Origin of the sequence: Humibacter sp. RRB41 (genome assembly GCF_022761015.1) — a bacterium.
GTDB lineage: Bacteria > Actinomycetota > Actinomycetes > Actinomycetales > Microbacteriaceae > Humibacter.
The window spans coordinates 443,996-459,594 of record NZ_JAKWJQ010000001.1 but is presented as its reverse complement, the minus strand read 5'-3'; the positions used below and the strand labels follow the sequence as shown (position 1 = coordinate 459,594).

Genomic DNA, 15,599 nt, shown 5'->3' with positions numbered 1-15,599 from the left:
CGTGTGCAAGTTAGTATGATGAACTCATGCCAACGATCACCGAGACACCGTCGCCGGCGCGCGCCCGCGCCCCTCGCAGGGATGCCGCCGAGAACAGGACGGCGCTCATCGAGGCCGCGATCCGCGTGCTGAACCGCGATATCGACGGCTCGCTCGAGACGATCGCGGCGGAGGCAGGGCTGACCCGCCGCGCGGTCTACGGACACTTCGCCACGCGCGACGACCTCGTGCGCGAGGTGCTCACGCAGGGGGCGGCGCGCATCGGGGCATCCATTCTGCCGATCCAGCACACGGATGCCCGCATCGAGATCGCCCTCTACGGCGCGACCCTCTGGCTTCAGGTGCAGCACGCGAGCGTGACTGCCGAATTCGCGGTGCGCGGCCCGCACATGCGGCTCGTCGCCGAGGCACTCGAACCCGCGCGGGCCAAGCTGCGCGCGACAGTGCGGCGCGGAGTGCGCGACGGCGTGCTGCGCCGAGACATCGCCCCCGACCGGCTCGCCCGGCTGATCGAGGGCGTCGCGCTCGACGTGCTCACCGAGGCCACGCACGATGGTCTGGACGACCGAGCCGGGCACGCGCTGGTGATGGTCGCGGCGCTGAGCGTCGCGGGGCTCGGCTGGCGAGAGGCGAACGAGCTGGTGGCCGCCACGCCGGAGTTGGCGTACCGCGTGGCATCCGCATCGGGAACGGCATCCGTCGTCAACGATGGAGGGTCCGACAGCGGAGGGTCCGACGGCGGAGCGGCAGATGACACGACGATCGAGGAGCCGACGCGATGAGAATCACCCTGAACGGTGTGTCCAAGCAGCCGGCGCTCGGCACCGTCTCGCTCGCCTACGGCACAGGCGAGGCGGTTCTCGCCCGCGCTGAGACCGAGCAGCGGCCGAGCGTGCTCGGGCTCATCGCCTCCGGCCGCATGAAGCCAGGGTCTGGCACCGTCGCGATCGACGGCAAGGAGGACTCCGGCGTCATTCGCCGCTCCATCGCCCTCGTCGACGCTCCGGACGTCTGCGATCCTGCACCGAACGTCACGGTCGCGGGCGTCACCTCTGAAGAGCTGATGTTCGCCGGAAAGCCGTCCGGTCCCGGTGCAACGAAGCGGATGCTCGCAACCCTCGGCTTCGACTCCCACGCACGCGACGCGATCGGACAGGTCTCGCCGACCGTACGCATCCGCCTTCTCGTCGAGCTCGCCCTGCTGCGCGACGGCGTGCGAGGCGTCGTCATCACCGCACCCGACCGGCACGGCGGCGACCCGAACGTCTGGTGGCACATCGCGCTCGACGTCGCGTCCCGGGGCTACGCGGTGCTCGTCATCGCGGGCGACGCGTCCGCCGCGGCCATCGCAGCACGCTCACTCGTCGAACGCCTCGAGACGCCGTGGGAAGCCCCAGCCCCCGACGACGATCCCGGCCGCGACGACTCCGACGCCTCTTTCCTCGACCTTCCCGACGTGATCACCCGGCCGGTGCCGGTGATCCGCGCACAGCATCCGGATGCCGGCGATCCCGGCGATCCCGGCGATCCCGGCGACACGGAAGACCTCACTCTTCCCGAGCCCGACGCGACACGCGCCGACTCGAGCGACACAGCCGAATCGAGCGACGAATGAAAGTCCCCCAGATGATCGCGGCCGAACTTCGCCGCCTCACCGCCAGCCGCATGGCCACGATCGCGCTCCTCGCGCTGATGTGCGTTCCGATCATCTACGGCGCGCTCTACCTCTGGGCGAACCAGAACCCGTACGGCAAGCTCGACCAGATACCGGCGGCGATCGTCGTGGCCGACAACGGCACCTCCTCGAACGACAAGGCCGTGAACTACGGCGAGAAGGTCGCCGAGAAGCTCGTGAAGGACGGCACGTTCGACTGGCACGTCGTCTCTGCTTCGACTGCGAGCAAGGGCCTCGACGACCAGCGCTACGACTTCGCCATCACGTTCCCCGGCGACTTCTCCCAGCAGCTGGCGAGTGCGTCGACGGATGCCCCGCAACGCGCGACCGTCACCCTGACGACCAACGACACGAACAGCTATCTGGCGTCGACTATCGGGCAGCAGGCGGCCGAGACCATCCGCACGTCGATCGTGCAGGAGGTCAACCAGGAGGCGGCGAGCCGGTTCCTGCTTGCCTTGTCGGACATCCGCTCGAGCTTGTCGACGGCGACGGATGCCGCAGGACAGCTGCTCGACGGAACCACGACCGCGCAGACAGGCGCTTCGACCCTCGCCGACGGCACCTCGCAGCTGGCGAGCGGATCGGCGACGCTGCGCGACGGACTGAACACCCTCGCGTCGCAGACGGCGTCGCTTCCTTCACAGAGCGCGCAGCTCGCGTCTGGCGCTCAGCAGGTGGCGGACGGCAACAAGCAGTTGGCCGGCGTCGCCGATCAGGCGGGGTCGCTGGCGCAGCAGGCGGCGGATGCCGTGCCGACCGTTCGCGCCCAGATCATCGACTACATGGACGCGCAGGGTGTCGATCAGGCGACACAGAATCAGATCCTCGCCCAGCTCGACACGCTCGGCACCAAGGTGGCCGACGGCAACTCGCAGGTGCAGAGTGCGGTCGGCCAGGTCGATCAGCTGTCGAGCGGCTCCGCGCAGGTCGCGGCGGGAGCGTCGCAGCTGGCGGCATCCGCACCGGCTCTGACCAGCGGCATCCAGCAGGCGGCGACCGGGGCATCGCAACTCGCCGATGGATCGGCGAAGGTCGCCACCGGTGCCGCGTCGCTGCGCGACGGCCTCGGCACTCTGGCCGACGGCACCTCGAAGCTCAAGGACGGGCTCCAGAACGGCGTGAATCAGATTCCGGCCAGCACGGCCGAGCTGCGCGCCAAGCAGGCGAAGACCATCGCCGACCCTGTGAAGCTCGACAACTCCAAGCTCACGAGCGCCGGAACCTACGGCGCAGGACTCGCGCCCTTCTTCATCGCGCTGTCGGCGTGGATCGGCATCTACGCCCTGTTCCTCATCGTGAAGCCGGTGTCGCGCCGTGCCATCACGGCGCTGCGGTCGCCGTTTCGCGTGACCCTGGCCGGATGGCTGACGCCTGCACTGCTCGGCCTCGTTCAGATGATCGGGCTCTACGCGATCGTCGCGGGCGCACTGCACTTCGGCGTGAGCAACCCGTTGGGCACGTTCGGAATCATGGCGCTGGCATCCGTCACCTTCGCGTCGATCATCTTGGCGCTGAACGTGTGGCTGGGCAGCGTCGGGCAGTTCCTCGGGCTCGTGCTCATGGTGCTGCAGCTCGTCACGGCCGGCGGCACATTCCCCTGGCAGACCCTGCCAGCTCCGCTCGCCGTGCTGCACCACGCCCTGCCGATGTCGTATGCCGTCGACGGAATACGACAGACGATGTACGGCGGAAGCTCGTCGCTGGCGTGGGGCGACGTGGGCTTCCTCGCCATCTGGCTGGTGATCGCCCTGGCCTTGACGGCGGTCGGAGTCGTACGGATGACGCACCGCCGCACTCTGCGAGACCTGCAGCCCAGCCTTATCGGGTGACGTCTCCCGCGTCCCCGTTGGTCGAGTAGCGCGCACCGAGGACGCGTGCGTGTCTCGATACACGTGCTTCCGGCACCCTGCTCGACCACCGGATCGACCGGTCGTCGCAGACGCCGCCGCGCTAGCGTGTGCGCATGAGATTCGACGACAGGGTGGCCGTCGTCAGCGGCGGCGCCAACGGAATCGGGTGGGCCACCGTGGAGCGGATGCTCGACGAGGGCGCGCGGGTCGCCGTGCTCGACCGAGAGCCCGAGACCGCTGTGCGAAGGCTGGCCGAGCGCGGGGTCGACGCGGCGGCATCCGACTCCCGGGCTGCGGTGTTCGCGTGCGACATACTCGATGCTGCATCGGTGGACGCGGCCGTCGCCGGCGCGCTCGAACGCTTCGGACGCATCGACGTGCTGGCGAGCGTCGCCGGCGGCGACCACGGCAACGATGACGAACTCGACGAGGAGTACTGGAACGAGATCGTCAGCCTCAATCTGCACGGGCCGGTTCGTCTCATCCGTGCCTGCCGGGCGGCGCTCATCGAGAGCAGGGGTGCCATCGTCATGGTGGGGTCGGTGAACGGCATCGCGGCGTGGGGCGAGCCCGCATACGCTGCAGCCAAATCCGGCCTGACGCTCGTCGCGAAGAACCTGGCCGTCTCGCTCGGGCCACTGGGCGTGCGCGTGAACGTGGTCGCGCCCGGCACGGTGCGTACACGCATCTGGGACACCCAGAACAGCCCGGATGCCCTCATCGCGCTCTACCCGCTCGGTCGCGTCGGCGAGCCGGCGGACATCGCGGCGGCGATCGCGTTCCTCGCGTCGGACGAGGCATCCTGGATCACCGGCGTCACCCTGCCGGTGGACGGCGGAGGCCTCGCCGGCCCTCGCATCGCGTTCAAGACCCTGCTCGGTCCGTAGGACATCCGGCGCGCTACTCGACCACCGGATGGCGCTCGCGGTGCCGCCGCCCGATTGACCGGGGTCCTCGATAGTGTGGCCGCGTGACGGCATCCCACGAATCGAGCACACGCTTGCGTCTGCTCCACATCAGCGACACCCATCTCTTCGGCGACGACTCGTTGCACTACGACATCGTCGACACCACGGCGGCGCTGAAGCGGGTGCTCGCGCGGGCATCTCAGACCGAGCACGTCGACGTCGTCGTGTTGTCAGGGGACCTCAGCGAAGACGGCACACCCGCCGCATACCGTCGCCTGCGCGACCTGGTCGAACCCTGGGCGGCCGAGCGAGGCGCCCAGGTCGTCTACGCGATGGGCAACCACGACCTGCCGGATGCCTTCACCGACGTGCTCGGCGACCGTCGCCGTGTGATCGAGCTCGGCGGCCACCGCATCGTGGTGCTCGATTCGTCGGTGCCCGGAGCCGCATACGGCTCGATCTCGGCAGAGCAGCTGGCTTGGCTCTCCGGCGTGCTCTCCGAGCGTGCGGAGCTCGGCACGACCGTGGTGCTGCATCATCCGCCGACGCCCGCCGTCACGCCGCTGCTGCACCTGCTCGAGCTCGACGATCCGCACGCGCTGCTGAACGTGCTCGAGGGAAGTGATGTGCGGCTCGTGCTGAGCGGTCACTACCACCACCCGCTCGTCGCGCTCGAACGGGGCATCCCCATCGTCGTCGCCCCCGGCGTGACCAACACGTCGGATGTCACCGCGCCGGCGGGCGTGGAGCGCGCCACGATCGGCGCGGGGTTCGCGATCGTCGATGTGCCGGCATCCGGCTCGCCGAGGGTGTCGATCGTGACGGCGCCGAGTCCGCGCGACGGAGAGCTCGTGTTCGAGCTGGACGCCGCCGAGATCCGCCGCATCGCCGACGGCTTCGGGGCACCGGCGTGAGGCCGAGGAGCCTGCGACGTCACAAAACGGGACGCTGTCCAGTCGATATGGGTAGGAGCGCACCATCACCAGCGCTGAGCACCTAGGGCTCACCGCAGAACGGGAGAGTCCATGAGAATCGCAGTGGCGGGCGGTACGGGAACCGTCGGACAGCACGTCGTCGCCTCGCTGAACGCGGGCGGGCACGAGGCCGTCTCGCTGTCCCGCGCATCAGGCGTCGACCTGGTCTCGGGCACCGGGATCGATGAGGCGATCCGGGGCGTGGACGCCGTGATCGACGTGACGTCCACCAGCTCCCAGTCGGCGAAGACCTCCATCGAGTTCTTCGAGACCGTGACGCGCAACCTGCTCAGCGCAGAGAAGCTCGCGGGCGTGCCGCATCACGTCGCCCTCTCGATCGTGGGCGCGGCGAAGGCCGACAGCGGATATTACGCGGGCAAGGTCGCGCAGGAGCACCTCGTCATGGCGCAACCAGCGGGCTGGACCATTCTGCGTGCGACGCAGTTCCACGAGTTCGCCGCGCAGATGGCCACGTCGGCGGCGTTCGGTCCGTTGCAGCTCGCTCCCATCGCCCGCACTCAGCCGATCGCCGCGGCCGAGGTGGGAGGCGCGCTCGCGGAGATCGCGCTCGGTGAGCCACGAGGTCTCGACAAGGACCTCGCCGGACCCCGCGAAGAGAAGATGACGCGCATGGTCCGTGCCTACCTGGCCGCGCACGGGTTGCGACGGCTCGTGGTCGACTTTCCCATGCCGGGTGCTATGGGCCGCGGCATGCGGGATGGAAGCATCCTTCCGGGCCCCGATGCCCGCCTCGGCACTCAGACGTTCGACGAGTGGCTCGCGGAGCAGCGGGTCGCCGCACGCGCCTGATCCGCGATCGTGTCGGGCCGGCGTCCGACACTCATCCCTACTGCTGCGTGCTTTCGGCGGCGCGGATGCCGAGAACGGCTCCCACGATCAGGCCTGCGAGTACCGCGCCGATGCCGATCGGCAACCAGACGGCCGCGAGACCCTGAACGGTTGCAATGAGGATGCCGGCCACGAGGCCGACGGCCGCTCCGCAGACCGACGGCAGCACGGCGGCCCGATGACCGGCCATCCACGCTTCGTCCGAGGCGAAGAACGCCGGGAGGCGTAAGCCGATGAACGGATTGCGCGGAATGCGCCCGGCCGCGCAAAGCGGAATCAACACGATGACCGCGATCGACAGGATCGCGACTACCACTGCACCGATGACCACGGTTGGCACCGTACACCTCGGCGCGAGTGAAGAGCGCCCATCGACTCACTGCACTCGCTCAGGGAGCTGGGGTGTCGATCCGCGGAGCCGGCGGAGGGGACGGCAACGCCGCGTGCTGCACGATCCAGGCGTGCATCGCGATCGCGGCGGCGGCTGACGCGTTGATCGAGCGGGTCGAGCCGAACTGCGCGATCTCCACGATGGCATCCGCCGCCGCGATCGCCTCGTCGGAGAGGCCTGGGCCCTCCTGACCGAAGAGGAGCACGCAGCGCTCCGGCAGCGAGAACGTCTCGATCAGCACGCTTCCCGGAACGTTGTCGACGGCGATGATGGGCATCCGCTCGTCCCGCGCCCACGCCACCAGCTCGGCGATCGTGTCGTGGTGCACGACGTGCTGGTAACGGTCGGTGACCATGGCGCCGCGCTTGTTCCAGCGACGACGGCCGACGATGTGCACGGCCTCGGCGAGGAACGCATTGGCGCTGCGCACGATCGACCCGATGTTCATGTCGTGCTGCCAGTTCTCGATGGCGACGTGGAACGGATGCCTGTCGGCATCCAGCTCCGCGACGATCGCCTCCATGCGCCAGTACCTGAACCGGTCGACGACGTTGCGGGTGTCGCCGTTCGCGAGCAGCTCCGGATCGAAGCGTTCGTCCTGCGGCCAGGCATCCGACCTGCCGGGCCACGGTCCGACCCCGTGCGTCGACTGCTCCGGAGTCGGAGTCAGAGTCGGATCGTCGTTCGGCACGACTTTCAGCCTAGGCGGCGGCCGTCGCGAGGACGCAGGGGATCGAGGGAAGACGCCCAGGCTCCGCCCACCCGATGGAAACCTGACTGATTCTCTGCGCCGATACCCTTGATGAAGACGACGAAGGGCGAACATGGCGAACCGCGACGAGATCGAGTGCTGGCTCACCGACATGGACGGCGTGCTCGTGCACGAGAACTCGGCGCTGCCCGGCGCGGCTCAGTTGATCGACGAATGGCGCGACACCGGCACCCCGTTCCTGGTGCTCACCAACAACTCGATCTTCACGCCCCGCGACCTCGCCGCACGGCTGCGCGCATCTGGACTGGACGTTCCAGAAGAGGCGATCTGGACATCCGCTCTCGCCACCGCATCGTTCTGCAAATCGCAGATGCCCGGCGGCAGCGCCTTCGTCATCGGTGAGGCCGGCATCACGACGGCGCTGCACGAAGCCGGCTTCATTCTCACCGAGACCAACCCGGACTACGTCGTGGTCGGCGAGACCCGCAACTACTCGTTCGAGGCGATCACGAAGGCCATCCGGCTGATCGTGGGCGGGGCGCGGTTCATCGTGACCAATCCGGATGCCACCGGCCCGAGCGCCGACGGACCGCTCCCGGCCACCGGCGCCATCGCCGCGCTCATCACCAGGGCGACCGGCCGCGAGCCCTACGTGGTCGGCAAGCCGAACCCGATGATGTTCCGCTCGGCCATGAACAAGATCGGTGCGCACTCCGAGAACACCGGCATGATCGGCGACCGGATGGACACCGACATCGTCGCCGGCATCGAGGCCGGCCTGCACACCGTGCTGGTGCTCACCGGCATCAGCGACCTGGCCGAGATCGACAAGTACCCGTTCCGTCCCGACGAGGTGCTCGACGGCGTCTTCCAACTCGTCTCGTCCGACCCGGTGGAGACGGACGCGTTCTGAGTTGTTCTGCGCGCCCGTCCCCGCCGGGAGCGCCGCAGTCGACTACGCAAACCGCCTCGCTCGCCGCGCTCGAGCCGCGCAGTGACGAATGTCACGGAGTGCGGGTGACGGATGCCGTGGGGCCCGCCCGCTCCGCCGCGGGAACCTGATCGCATGAAAACCTTCCTGCGCAGTCTGTCCCTGGCCGTGGCATCCGGCGTGACGGCCGAGTTCCTGCTCGGCGATCAGTACCTCGGCGGCATGGCGCCGGCCGGGCAGCAGATCGCACAGCTCATCCTGTTCACCGCCTTCTACGGGTCGGCCGCGATCCTGATCCGCGAACTCGCGCGGCGGGCACGGGCCGGATGGCCGGGCATCCTGACCCTCGCCCTCGCGTTCGGCGTGCTCGAGGAGGGCGTGCTCACCCAGTCGCTGTTCAACCCCGGCTATGCCGGATCGCACCTGCTGGCCTACGGCTTTCTGCCCTGGCTCGGCACCGCAACACCGTGGCTGATCTACGTGCTCACGCTGCACGTGGTGTGGAGCATCGGATCGCCGATCGCCGTGATGGAAGGGGCGTTCGGCCGTCAGCCGTGGATGCGCGCCGGCTGGCTCGCGATTCCCGCGACGCTCTTCGTGCTCGGTGGCGCTGCGATCTTCGTCGCGTCCGTCGGCGTGAGCGGCTTCGTCGCCAACGGCGCGCAGCTCGTCGTCAGCGTTCTCGTCAGCGTCGTGCTCGTCGTTGTGACCTTCACCGCACTGCGCGGACGCACGACAGCCAGCGGAACAGCACTGCAGCCGGCTGACGTGCTCGCCGCCCCCACGCGGAACGCGCGAGGGTTCTGCGCCGGGTTCGCAGTCTCGACGGTCGTCGGCTTCGTGCTCGGTGCAGCGTTCCAACTGACGTTCGAGATTCCGCACACGGTGTCGCCGTGGGTGCCCGTCGTCATCATGATCGTGCTGCTCGCAGCGGGTGTCGCGTTCGCGTTCCTGATGCGGCCGGATGCCGTCGGCCTCGGATCGGGCGCCGTCCTCACGTACTGCGGCGTCGGACTCCTGCGCGCGGTGCAGACCGGGCCGGCCGCCGTGATCGAGCAGGTGGTGCTCGTGCTGATCGCACTCGTCGTGCTCGCACTCATCACGAAGCGGCACCTCGGTCGAGGCGCCGCTCAGACCACGGCGACCTCGGCTACGAGCCGCTTCGCCGGCAGCAGGCCGTAGTCGCGCCCGGCCACGGGCTCGATGCCGTACACCGACCTGCCGGCGCGAACGAGGTCGAGGTGCGTTCCCGGCATTCCGAGGATCGCCGCCGAGTTGGCGACGTGGCGCAGTTGAGGAATGATGCCGTGCAGCACCGCAGACTTCACGGCCGAGTGGTACGCGTTCAGCTGACGGTTGTTGTCGGGATGAAGCCTCTCGTCGGCGTGGGCAAGTCGGCTCCAGATGCCCACGATCTCCACATCGGCCGTCGCCTGGGCCTCCGCCGCGGCCTCCAGCAGGTCCTCCCAGAGCAGTTCGGCATCGTCGGCACGTTCCGGTCGAGTGTCGACCTCGAGATGAACCCGTCCCAGCACCTCGGTCTCGACGCTCGCCCGACACACGGCCTCCAGCTGCTCGTGCGTGGCGACCGACAGGTCGACGGATGCCTCGACCGCCAGCTCGACGGATGCCTCGTTCCGCGCATCCCACACCCACGAGAACACCGGCTCGGTGAATCCGGCCTCGCGGAGCGCGAGCGCCTCGTCGACCCGTGCCGCGCCCAGCCACCTGGCGCCGCCGGCGAGCACCGCGCGGGCAGCCGGAACGAGGCCGTGGCCGAAGGCATCCTCAGACACGATCGCCATCACCTGGGCACGCGACTGCCGGTCGAACGTCGCTGCGGCGAGGATCGCCACGTTGTGCTCGATCGCCGACAGGTCGACGATCTCGCGGGCATCCGACTCGCTGCCGCTCATTTCTTGCCCTGCGTCGGCATGCGCTGAGTGGCCCCTGGCGGAACGGGCATCGGTTGGAGGGACGCTGCCGTCTGTGCCGCCAGGTTGGCGGCGGCGGTGTTGGCGTCGAACTGCTCGTTCTTGGGCGCGGGCTGGGCCTTGCCAGGTCGCAGCGCCGAGGTGAAGTCACCGAAGGTGTTTCTGCGCCAGTTGCTGATCGTGCCGAACGTGACGGGACCGTGTCCCGACAGGCCGCCTGCTGCCGTGACCGATTCGATGAGCTGAAGCCCCGACGTGTGATCCGATGCCTCCGGGGCCACGTGCCCGCCGACCGTCCACGGGGAGACGATGATGCACGGCACGCGGAACCCGCCGCCGATCGGAAGGCCGCCGCCCGGGGTGCCCTTCGGCGAGGCGACGCCGACGAACTCCTCCGGATACCGCTGCGGGTCGGGAACGGGCGGTGCGACGTGGTCGAAGAATCCGTCGTTCTCGTCGTAATTGAGCACGAAGACCGTCGAGTTCCACAGGTCCTCGTTGCTCGCCAAGGCCTCGAGCTTGGATGCGAGATACTGCGCGCCGGCAGCAGGAAGGTTCGGCGGATGCTCGTCCGACGCGCCAGGCATGAGCAGCCACGACACGTCGGGGAGCACGCCGTTGGCGCAGTCCTCCTCGAACGCGAGCGTCGGAACGGATGCCGGGGTCGGGTTCAGCGGATCGCCGATGCCGCCGGGGGTACCGTCGCCGAAGAGGGTGCTTCCCGTCATGATCGGGTTGTACAGCTCGTCGGGCACGAGCCCACGGGCCTGGAAGTTCGCGAACCAGGCGAACACGTTGAATCCGCTCGAGGTGCCCGCGAAGTAGTTCTTCGTGGTGTACCCGGCGTTGTAGAGCGTCTCGGCCGAGGTGGGGAACGTCATCGGGTTCGGTGTGACGGTCTCGAGCACGGGGCCGCCGAACTTGCCGGCAGGATCGATGTCTCCGGTCATCCACATGATGCGGTTGGGATCCGTCGGGCCCATGACGGAGCAGTGGTAGGCATCCAGCAGCGTGAACGATTCGGCGAGCGCCCAGTGGAACGGGATGTCCTCACGGGTGTAGTAGCCCATGGTGAACGAGCCGTTGATGTCGCCGTCGGACGCGAGGTGCGTCGTCATCCAGCTGTCCATGGCGCCGTTGTTCCACGATGCGTGCTGATCGCGCCAGTCGTGGGAGAGCGATGGCACCGCTGCGGCACCCGTACTCAGAGTGGACATGTGGTACGGCTCGAGATATCCGTCGGGGTTCGCCGGATCCGGCTGCTGGAAGACGGTGCGACCGTTGGCAAGGCGCAGAGCCTTCGGGTCGCTGAACCCCCGAGCCCCTGGGTAGGTGCCGAAGTAGTGGTCGAACGACCGGTTCTCCATCATCACGTAGACCACGTGCTTGATCTGCTTGAGGTCGAACCGTTGCGGCTTGGCCGTCGCAGCGGCGGCGAGGCCCGCCGGCAGAACACCGGCCAGACCGGCCGCCCCCGCCACGGTCGCCGCACCGGTGAGGAATCTGCGTCGCGAGATGCCGGCGTTCGCGATCCTGTTCGTCTGGGTCATTCGGGTCTCTTCTTCTCGTTCGTCACGGGGGTTGTCGTCCGTTCTCGTGATGTCGCTATCGGCCCGACGGTGCCGGCGTGCTCGTTCCCGTCGGAGTGGGGGATGACGTGCCCGACGGTGTCTGGGTCGGCGTCATGGACGGGGTGGGTGACGTGGACGGCGTCGACGGTGTGGTCGAGGTCGGTGCTGTCGACGTCGGTGCTGTCGAAGTCGGTGCCGGCGTCTCGGTCGGGGTGGGCGTCGGCTTTGGCGTGCCGGTCGCCTTGCCCGGTGCCGTCGGTCCCGCACTGTGACCGGACCGAACGAGCCCGCCGATCACCTGCGCGATGCTCGCGTTCTTCGTGTCGGCGATGTAGAGCGTGCCGGTCGAGCCGTCGATGCCGAGGGCGTACGGCGTGTTCAGCATCGACTTCTCCGGCGCGAATCCGCTGCTCTCACCACCTGCAGCAGGCGCCGCGCCGCTCGCGCCCGCGGAGTTCACCACGGTGCTGATGGTTCCGTCGGGGGCTACCTCGCGTACCGCATTGTTGAACGTGTCCGCGATGAACAGATCGCCCGCGCCGTCGAGCGCGACTCCCTGTGGATCGTTCAGCTGAGCGGAGGTGGCCGGCCCGCCGTCGCCGGAGAATCCTCCGCGTCCGTCGTTCGCCTTGCCTGCCGCGTGGTTGCCGGCGACCGTCGTGATCACGCCGCTGACGGCATCCACTCGACGGATCACGTTGTTGCCGGAATCCGCGATGTAGAGGTTGCCCTTGGCGTCGAGGGCGATACCGGTCGGCATCGTGAGGGATGCCTTGCTCGCCTTGCCCTTGTCTCCCGCGTATCCGGACTTCTTCCCACCGGCGACCTGCAGCATGCGGCCGTCCGGCGTGACCTCGACGACGCGGTTGTTGTACGTGTCCGAGATGTACACGTCGCCTGCCGCGTCGACCGCGAGACCCTCCGGGTGGTTCAGTGCAGTGGACGTGGCGCGGCCACCATGTTTCGAGGAGGGAATGGATCCGTTGCCGGCCCGGCCTGTGCCCGCGATCCGGTTGATCCTGCCGTCGCCGGTGATCTCGCGCACCGTGTTGTCGCCGCTGTCGGCGATGAAGATGTCACCGCGGGAGTCTTCTGCCGTGGTGAACGGCTGGAACAGGGTGGCGGCGGTTGCCGCCTTACCGTCGCCGGTCTCGCCGTAACCCTCGAGAGAGCCGGCGATCACCGTGGTGTTGCCGTTTCCGTCGAGAGTGGCCACGACGTTGTCGCCCGTGTTCGACACGTAGACCCTGCCGCTCGTTGCCGATACTCCGGCCGGACGGTCGAGCGCGCCTGCCACGACGTTCGGCACGACCACGCCGCTGCCCGGATCGACGTGCGTTCCGGTGTCGCCGTTCGCCGCCGTGTACGGCATAGTCTCGATGATCGTTCCGCTCGGGGCCGCGCTCGCGCCGATGACCAGGCTGAGGTCGTCCGCCTCGCCGTTCGAGTCGTTGCCGGAACTGACAGCCGTCGTCGTGATCGTCACAAGGGCCTTCGCCGCTCCGGCCGGAACGGTGCCGTACCAGGCCTGCTGCACAAGGCTCGAGACTCCGCCTCTCTGGCCAGACTTCACGGGGCCGATCGCCGCGTATCCGAGGGTGTCGCCCTTCGCGTTCTGGAATGTCACAGCGACGAGGGCATTGTCGTCTTGCGTTGCGTAACCGCCTAGGAGCGCCGACAGCTTGAAGTCCTTGCCAGCGGCATCCACGTTGCTCAGATCGATGGTCTGAGCCGTCTTCGTGGCGACTCCGGCGATCCCGCCGTTCGGGTTGGTTCCACCCCAGAAGACGCGGGAGCTGGTGCGAGCAGGAGGGTACGTCGAGGTCGACTGCGCGTAGGACTCCGCCACCGCCTCTGGCGCGGGCAGCGAAGACGAGCTCACCCAGCAGTCGGCCAGTGTGATCGGATCGTCGCCGGGAGCGCCCATCCAGATCCCCGGCGTGTAGTCCTCTGCACCCGGATTCTCGATCAGGTTCGTGTCGAGTGCAGGAGTCACGTCATCGGCGGCCGGGCAGTTCGGGCTGGAGCCGTGGGTGCCCGTCGTCAGGTCGTAGCTCTGCCCGGTCGCCGATCCGGAGGTCGGGTCAACCGTGAAGTTCAGGTCGTCCGCAACGCCGTTGTCGTCATTGCCCGTCGAGATGGCAGTGGCCGTCAGTGTGATCACGACCTTCGCCGCTCCCGCCGGAAGGGCGCCGACCGTCTGCACGGGGAGCAGACCGCTGTCGGCCGTCGTGCCTCCGAGGTACGCGAGGTAGTCGGCATCCGCCACTCGCTCGGGCTCGGTGATCGGGTTGGTCGCCGCCGTGCCGATCGCGTTCCCCGTCGCGTCGAGGAACGTCGCGGACAGGGTGGCGAAGTCGCCCTGCGTCGTGATTCCGCCGAGCTTGCCGGAAAGCTGGTAGCTGTGGCCTCCCGCGTTCAGGGAGCCGACGTCGATCGTCTGCGTCGCCGTGCTGGTCGTGCCCTGCACCTGGTTGGTGAAGCCGGGAGCAGGGTCGAACCCTGCGGTTCCCGCGGTGGTGGCGGATGCCGTTCCTCCGAAGAAGAGACGTGCACCACCGACACCCGGGTACGTCTTCGCCGTCGTGGGGTACGACTCCACCACCGCGTCGGGTTCCGGCAGGTCGCTGTGGCTCACCCAGCAGTCCGGAAGGGCGACCTGCGCGTCGGCGGTGCCCGAGCCCGTCACGCCGCCGCCCGTGCCGTACGGGTAGTCGACCAACGTGTAGTCCTCGGCTCCGGGGTTCGAGATCAGGTTGGTTCCGGCGGTGACCGGCGCTTTCGTCGGGCAGGTCGCCGTCTCGTCGTAGTTCTGCGGGGTCGGCGCCACGGCGGAGTCCCCGATCGTGAGGCCGAGGTTGTCGGCGCTCGCGTCGTTGTTGCCCGCCCCGCCGTGGGTGAACGTCATCGTCACGACCACCTGCTCGGCTCCGGCCGGCACGGTGCCGTATGCGGTGCGCGGCACCTCGGATGACACGTCGCCGCGGTCGATGGCCATCACGGGACCGAGCTTGGTGACGGCCGAGCTGCCGGAGGCATCCGTCACGGAATTGCCCGAGCCGTCCTCCCAGGTGGCGGTGATGACGGTGTTGTCGTCCTGGTTGGCGTATCCGCCGAGGGAGCCGGTCAGCTCGAAGGTCTTACCGGCGACGTCGCCGAGCGAGTCGAGCTTGATGGTCTGGGATGCCGTGGTGACGGTTCCCGTCGGCGCCTTGTCGTTCGCGCTCCTGCCGCCGTAGAAGGTGGATCCGGTCGCTCCCGGATAGCTCGACGACACCACGCTGGTGATCTCGTTCGCCGGATCGCTTCCGAGGATGGTCGAGGTCACCGCCCAGCAGTCGGGCAGCAGAACGCCGTCGGGGTCCGGCACCGTGGTGCCGCTGGTCGTTCCGCTCCCGCCGGGAACATCGCCCCGTCGCGTCGAGTACGTGGCGTCCGGATTCGAGACGAGGTTCTTGTTCAGCGCAAGCGTGGCCTGCCCGGTGTTCGACCCGCAATACGAGGAGCTCGTGAGGTCGTAGCTCTGCAGCGTGCTGGTCGTATCGGCCAAGGCCCGGGGAACAGTCGCCCCGACGATGGACAGCACGACGGCTCCGGCGATGACGGCGGCCGTGATGACGGTGGAGCGCCGCCACACGATCCGCTCGCGCAGCTTTGTCCATTTCGATTTCGCTTCGACGCTCACCGGTCGGCCTTCCACGGAGGACATGACGAATCAGCACCGGTCAGGGCGGTGCATGACCCTTCAAAGGGGGGTGGGAACAGGTTCGACCGTGGCCGCCGCAGATGAACGGCTCTGTT

The 15,599-nt window shown here is 68.5% G+C and carries 13 protein-coding genes; 8 read left to right on the top strand and 5 right to left on the bottom strand.

The genetic code is table 11. The features are described from left to right. The first annotated feature begins 26 nt into the window (after positions 1-26). From MJ603_RS02260 to MJ603_RS02235, 6 genes are all read left to right on the top strand, one after another. Positions 27-782 (top strand): TetR/AcrR family transcriptional regulator, encoded by a 756-nt coding sequence (locus MJ603_RS02260; RefSeq protein ID WP_243062038.1) that lies wholly within the window; start codon positions 27-29, stop codon positions 780-782. Continuing rightward, on the top strand, positions 779-1,615 hold the full coding sequence (locus tag MJ603_RS02255) for a hypothetical protein (RefSeq protein WP_243062037.1): 837 nt from the start codon (positions 779-781) through the stop codon (positions 1,613-1,615). Before MJ603_RS02260 ends, MJ603_RS02255 begins: the two co-directional genes overlap by 4 nt. After that, positions 1,612-3,507, top strand: coding sequence for a YhgE/Pip domain-containing protein (locus MJ603_RS02250; RefSeq protein WP_243062036.1), 1,896 nt, complete (start codon positions 1,612-1,614; stop codon positions 3,505-3,507). The genes MJ603_RS02255 and MJ603_RS02250 overlap by 4 nt, the downstream gene beginning before the upstream one ends. Before the next feature lie 134 nt (positions 3,508-3,641). Beyond that, positions 3,642-4,415 (top strand): SDR family NAD(P)-dependent oxidoreductase, encoded by a 774-nt coding sequence (locus tag MJ603_RS02245; protein ID WP_243062035.1) that lies wholly within the window; start codon positions 3,642-3,644, stop codon positions 4,413-4,415. Positions 4,416-4,498: 83 nt separating this feature from the next. Further along, entirely contained in the window at positions 4,499-5,350 is an 852-nt protein-coding gene (locus MJ603_RS02240; RefSeq protein WP_243062034.1) for a metallophosphoesterase, read from the top strand. Positions 5,351-5,461: 111 nt separating this feature from the next. After that, positions 5,462-6,220: an SDR family oxidoreductase gene (locus MJ603_RS02235; RefSeq protein WP_243062033.1), complete on the top strand. Its 759-nt coding sequence runs from the start codon at positions 5,462-5,464 to the stop codon at positions 6,218-6,220. A gap of 37 nt (positions 6,221-6,257) precedes the next feature. Here the strand turns inward: MJ603_RS02235 and MJ603_RS02230 are convergent, their stop codons facing one another. After that, a complete protein-coding gene (locus MJ603_RS02230) occupies positions 6,258-6,599 on the bottom strand; it encodes an SdpI family protein (RefSeq protein WP_243062032.1) in 342 nt (113 codons plus the stop codon). A 49-nt stretch (positions 6,600-6,648) separates the two neighbouring features. Next, the gene (locus MJ603_RS02225) at positions 6,649-7,341 is read right to left on the bottom strand and encodes a TrmH family RNA methyltransferase (protein WP_243062031.1); all 693 of its coding nucleotides are present in this window, start codon (positions 7,339-7,341) and stop codon (positions 6,649-6,651) included. 133 nt (positions 7,342-7,474) lie between these two features. On the opposite strand from MJ603_RS02225, the gene MJ603_RS02220 reads away from it, so the two are divergent. Both MJ603_RS02220 and MJ603_RS02215 read left to right on the top strand, forming a co-directional pair. Further along, positions 7,475-8,275 carry an HAD-IIA family hydrolase gene (locus tag MJ603_RS02220; protein ID WP_243062030.1) on the top strand — a complete coding sequence of 267 codons (801 nt, stop codon included), beginning with the start codon at positions 7,475-7,477 and terminating at the stop codon, positions 8,273-8,275. Between the two features lie 153 nt (positions 8,276-8,428). Then, positions 8,429-9,475, top strand: a complete 1,047-nt coding sequence (locus MJ603_RS02215) for a hypothetical protein (RefSeq protein WP_243062029.1) — start codon at positions 8,429-8,431, stop codon at positions 9,473-9,475. Here the strand turns inward: MJ603_RS02215 and MJ603_RS02210 are convergent. The 3 genes from MJ603_RS02210 to MJ603_RS02200 are packed head-to-tail and all read right to left on the bottom strand — an operon-like array spanning position 9,424 to position 15,507. Then, entirely contained in the window at positions 9,424-10,209 is a 786-nt protein-coding gene (locus MJ603_RS02210) for an alanine racemase (RefSeq protein WP_243062028.1), read from the bottom strand. The genes MJ603_RS02215 and MJ603_RS02210 overlap by 52 nt on opposite strands. Then, positions 10,206-11,777 carry a phospholipase C gene (locus tag MJ603_RS02205; RefSeq protein WP_243062027.1) on the bottom strand — a complete coding sequence of 524 codons (1,572 nt, stop codon included), beginning with the start codon at positions 11,775-11,777 and terminating at the stop codon, positions 10,206-10,208. Before MJ603_RS02205 ends, MJ603_RS02210 begins: the two co-directional genes overlap by 4 nt. A gap of 55 nt (positions 11,778-11,832) precedes the next feature. Further along, on the bottom strand, positions 11,833-15,507 hold the full coding sequence (locus MJ603_RS02200) for a hypothetical protein (protein WP_243062026.1): 3,675 nt from the start codon (positions 15,505-15,507) through the stop codon (positions 11,833-11,835). Positions 15,508-15,599 lie beyond the last annotated feature (92 nt).

Coding starts and splice junctions, on each gene's coding strand:
- MJ603_RS02220 (WP_243062030.1), top strand. CDS start 7,475: ATGGCGAACCGCGACGAGATCGAGTGCTGGCTCACCGACATGGACGGC.
- MJ603_RS02215 (WP_243062029.1), top strand. CDS start 8,429: ATGAAAACCTTCCTGCGCAGTCTGTCCCTGGCCGTGGCATCCGGCGTG.
- MJ603_RS02255 (WP_243062037.1), top strand. CDS start 779: ATGAGAATCACCCTGAACGGTGTGTCCAAGCAGCCGGCGCTCGGCACC.
- MJ603_RS02200 (WP_243062026.1), bottom strand. CDS start 15,507: ATGTCCTCCGTGGAAGGCCGACCGGTGAGCGTCGAAGCGAAATCGAAA.
- MJ603_RS02250 (WP_243062036.1), top strand. CDS start 1,612: ATGAAAGTCCCCCAGATGATCGCGGCCGAACTTCGCCGCCTCACCGCC.
- MJ603_RS02260 (WP_243062038.1), top strand. CDS start 27: ATGCCAACGATCACCGAGACACCGTCGCCGGCGCGCGCCCGCGCCCCT.
- MJ603_RS02210 (WP_243062028.1), bottom strand. CDS start 10,209: ATGAGCGGCAGCGAGTCGGATGCCCGCGAGATCGTCGACCTGTCGGCG.
- MJ603_RS02205 (WP_243062027.1), bottom strand. CDS start 11,777: ATGACCCAGACGAACAGGATCGCGAACGCCGGCATCTCGCGACGCAGA.
- MJ603_RS02245 (WP_243062035.1), top strand. CDS start 3,642: ATGAGATTCGACGACAGGGTGGCCGTCGTCAGCGGCGGCGCCAACGGA.
- MJ603_RS02235 (WP_243062033.1), top strand. CDS start 5,462: ATGAGAATCGCAGTGGCGGGCGGTACGGGAACCGTCGGACAGCACGTC.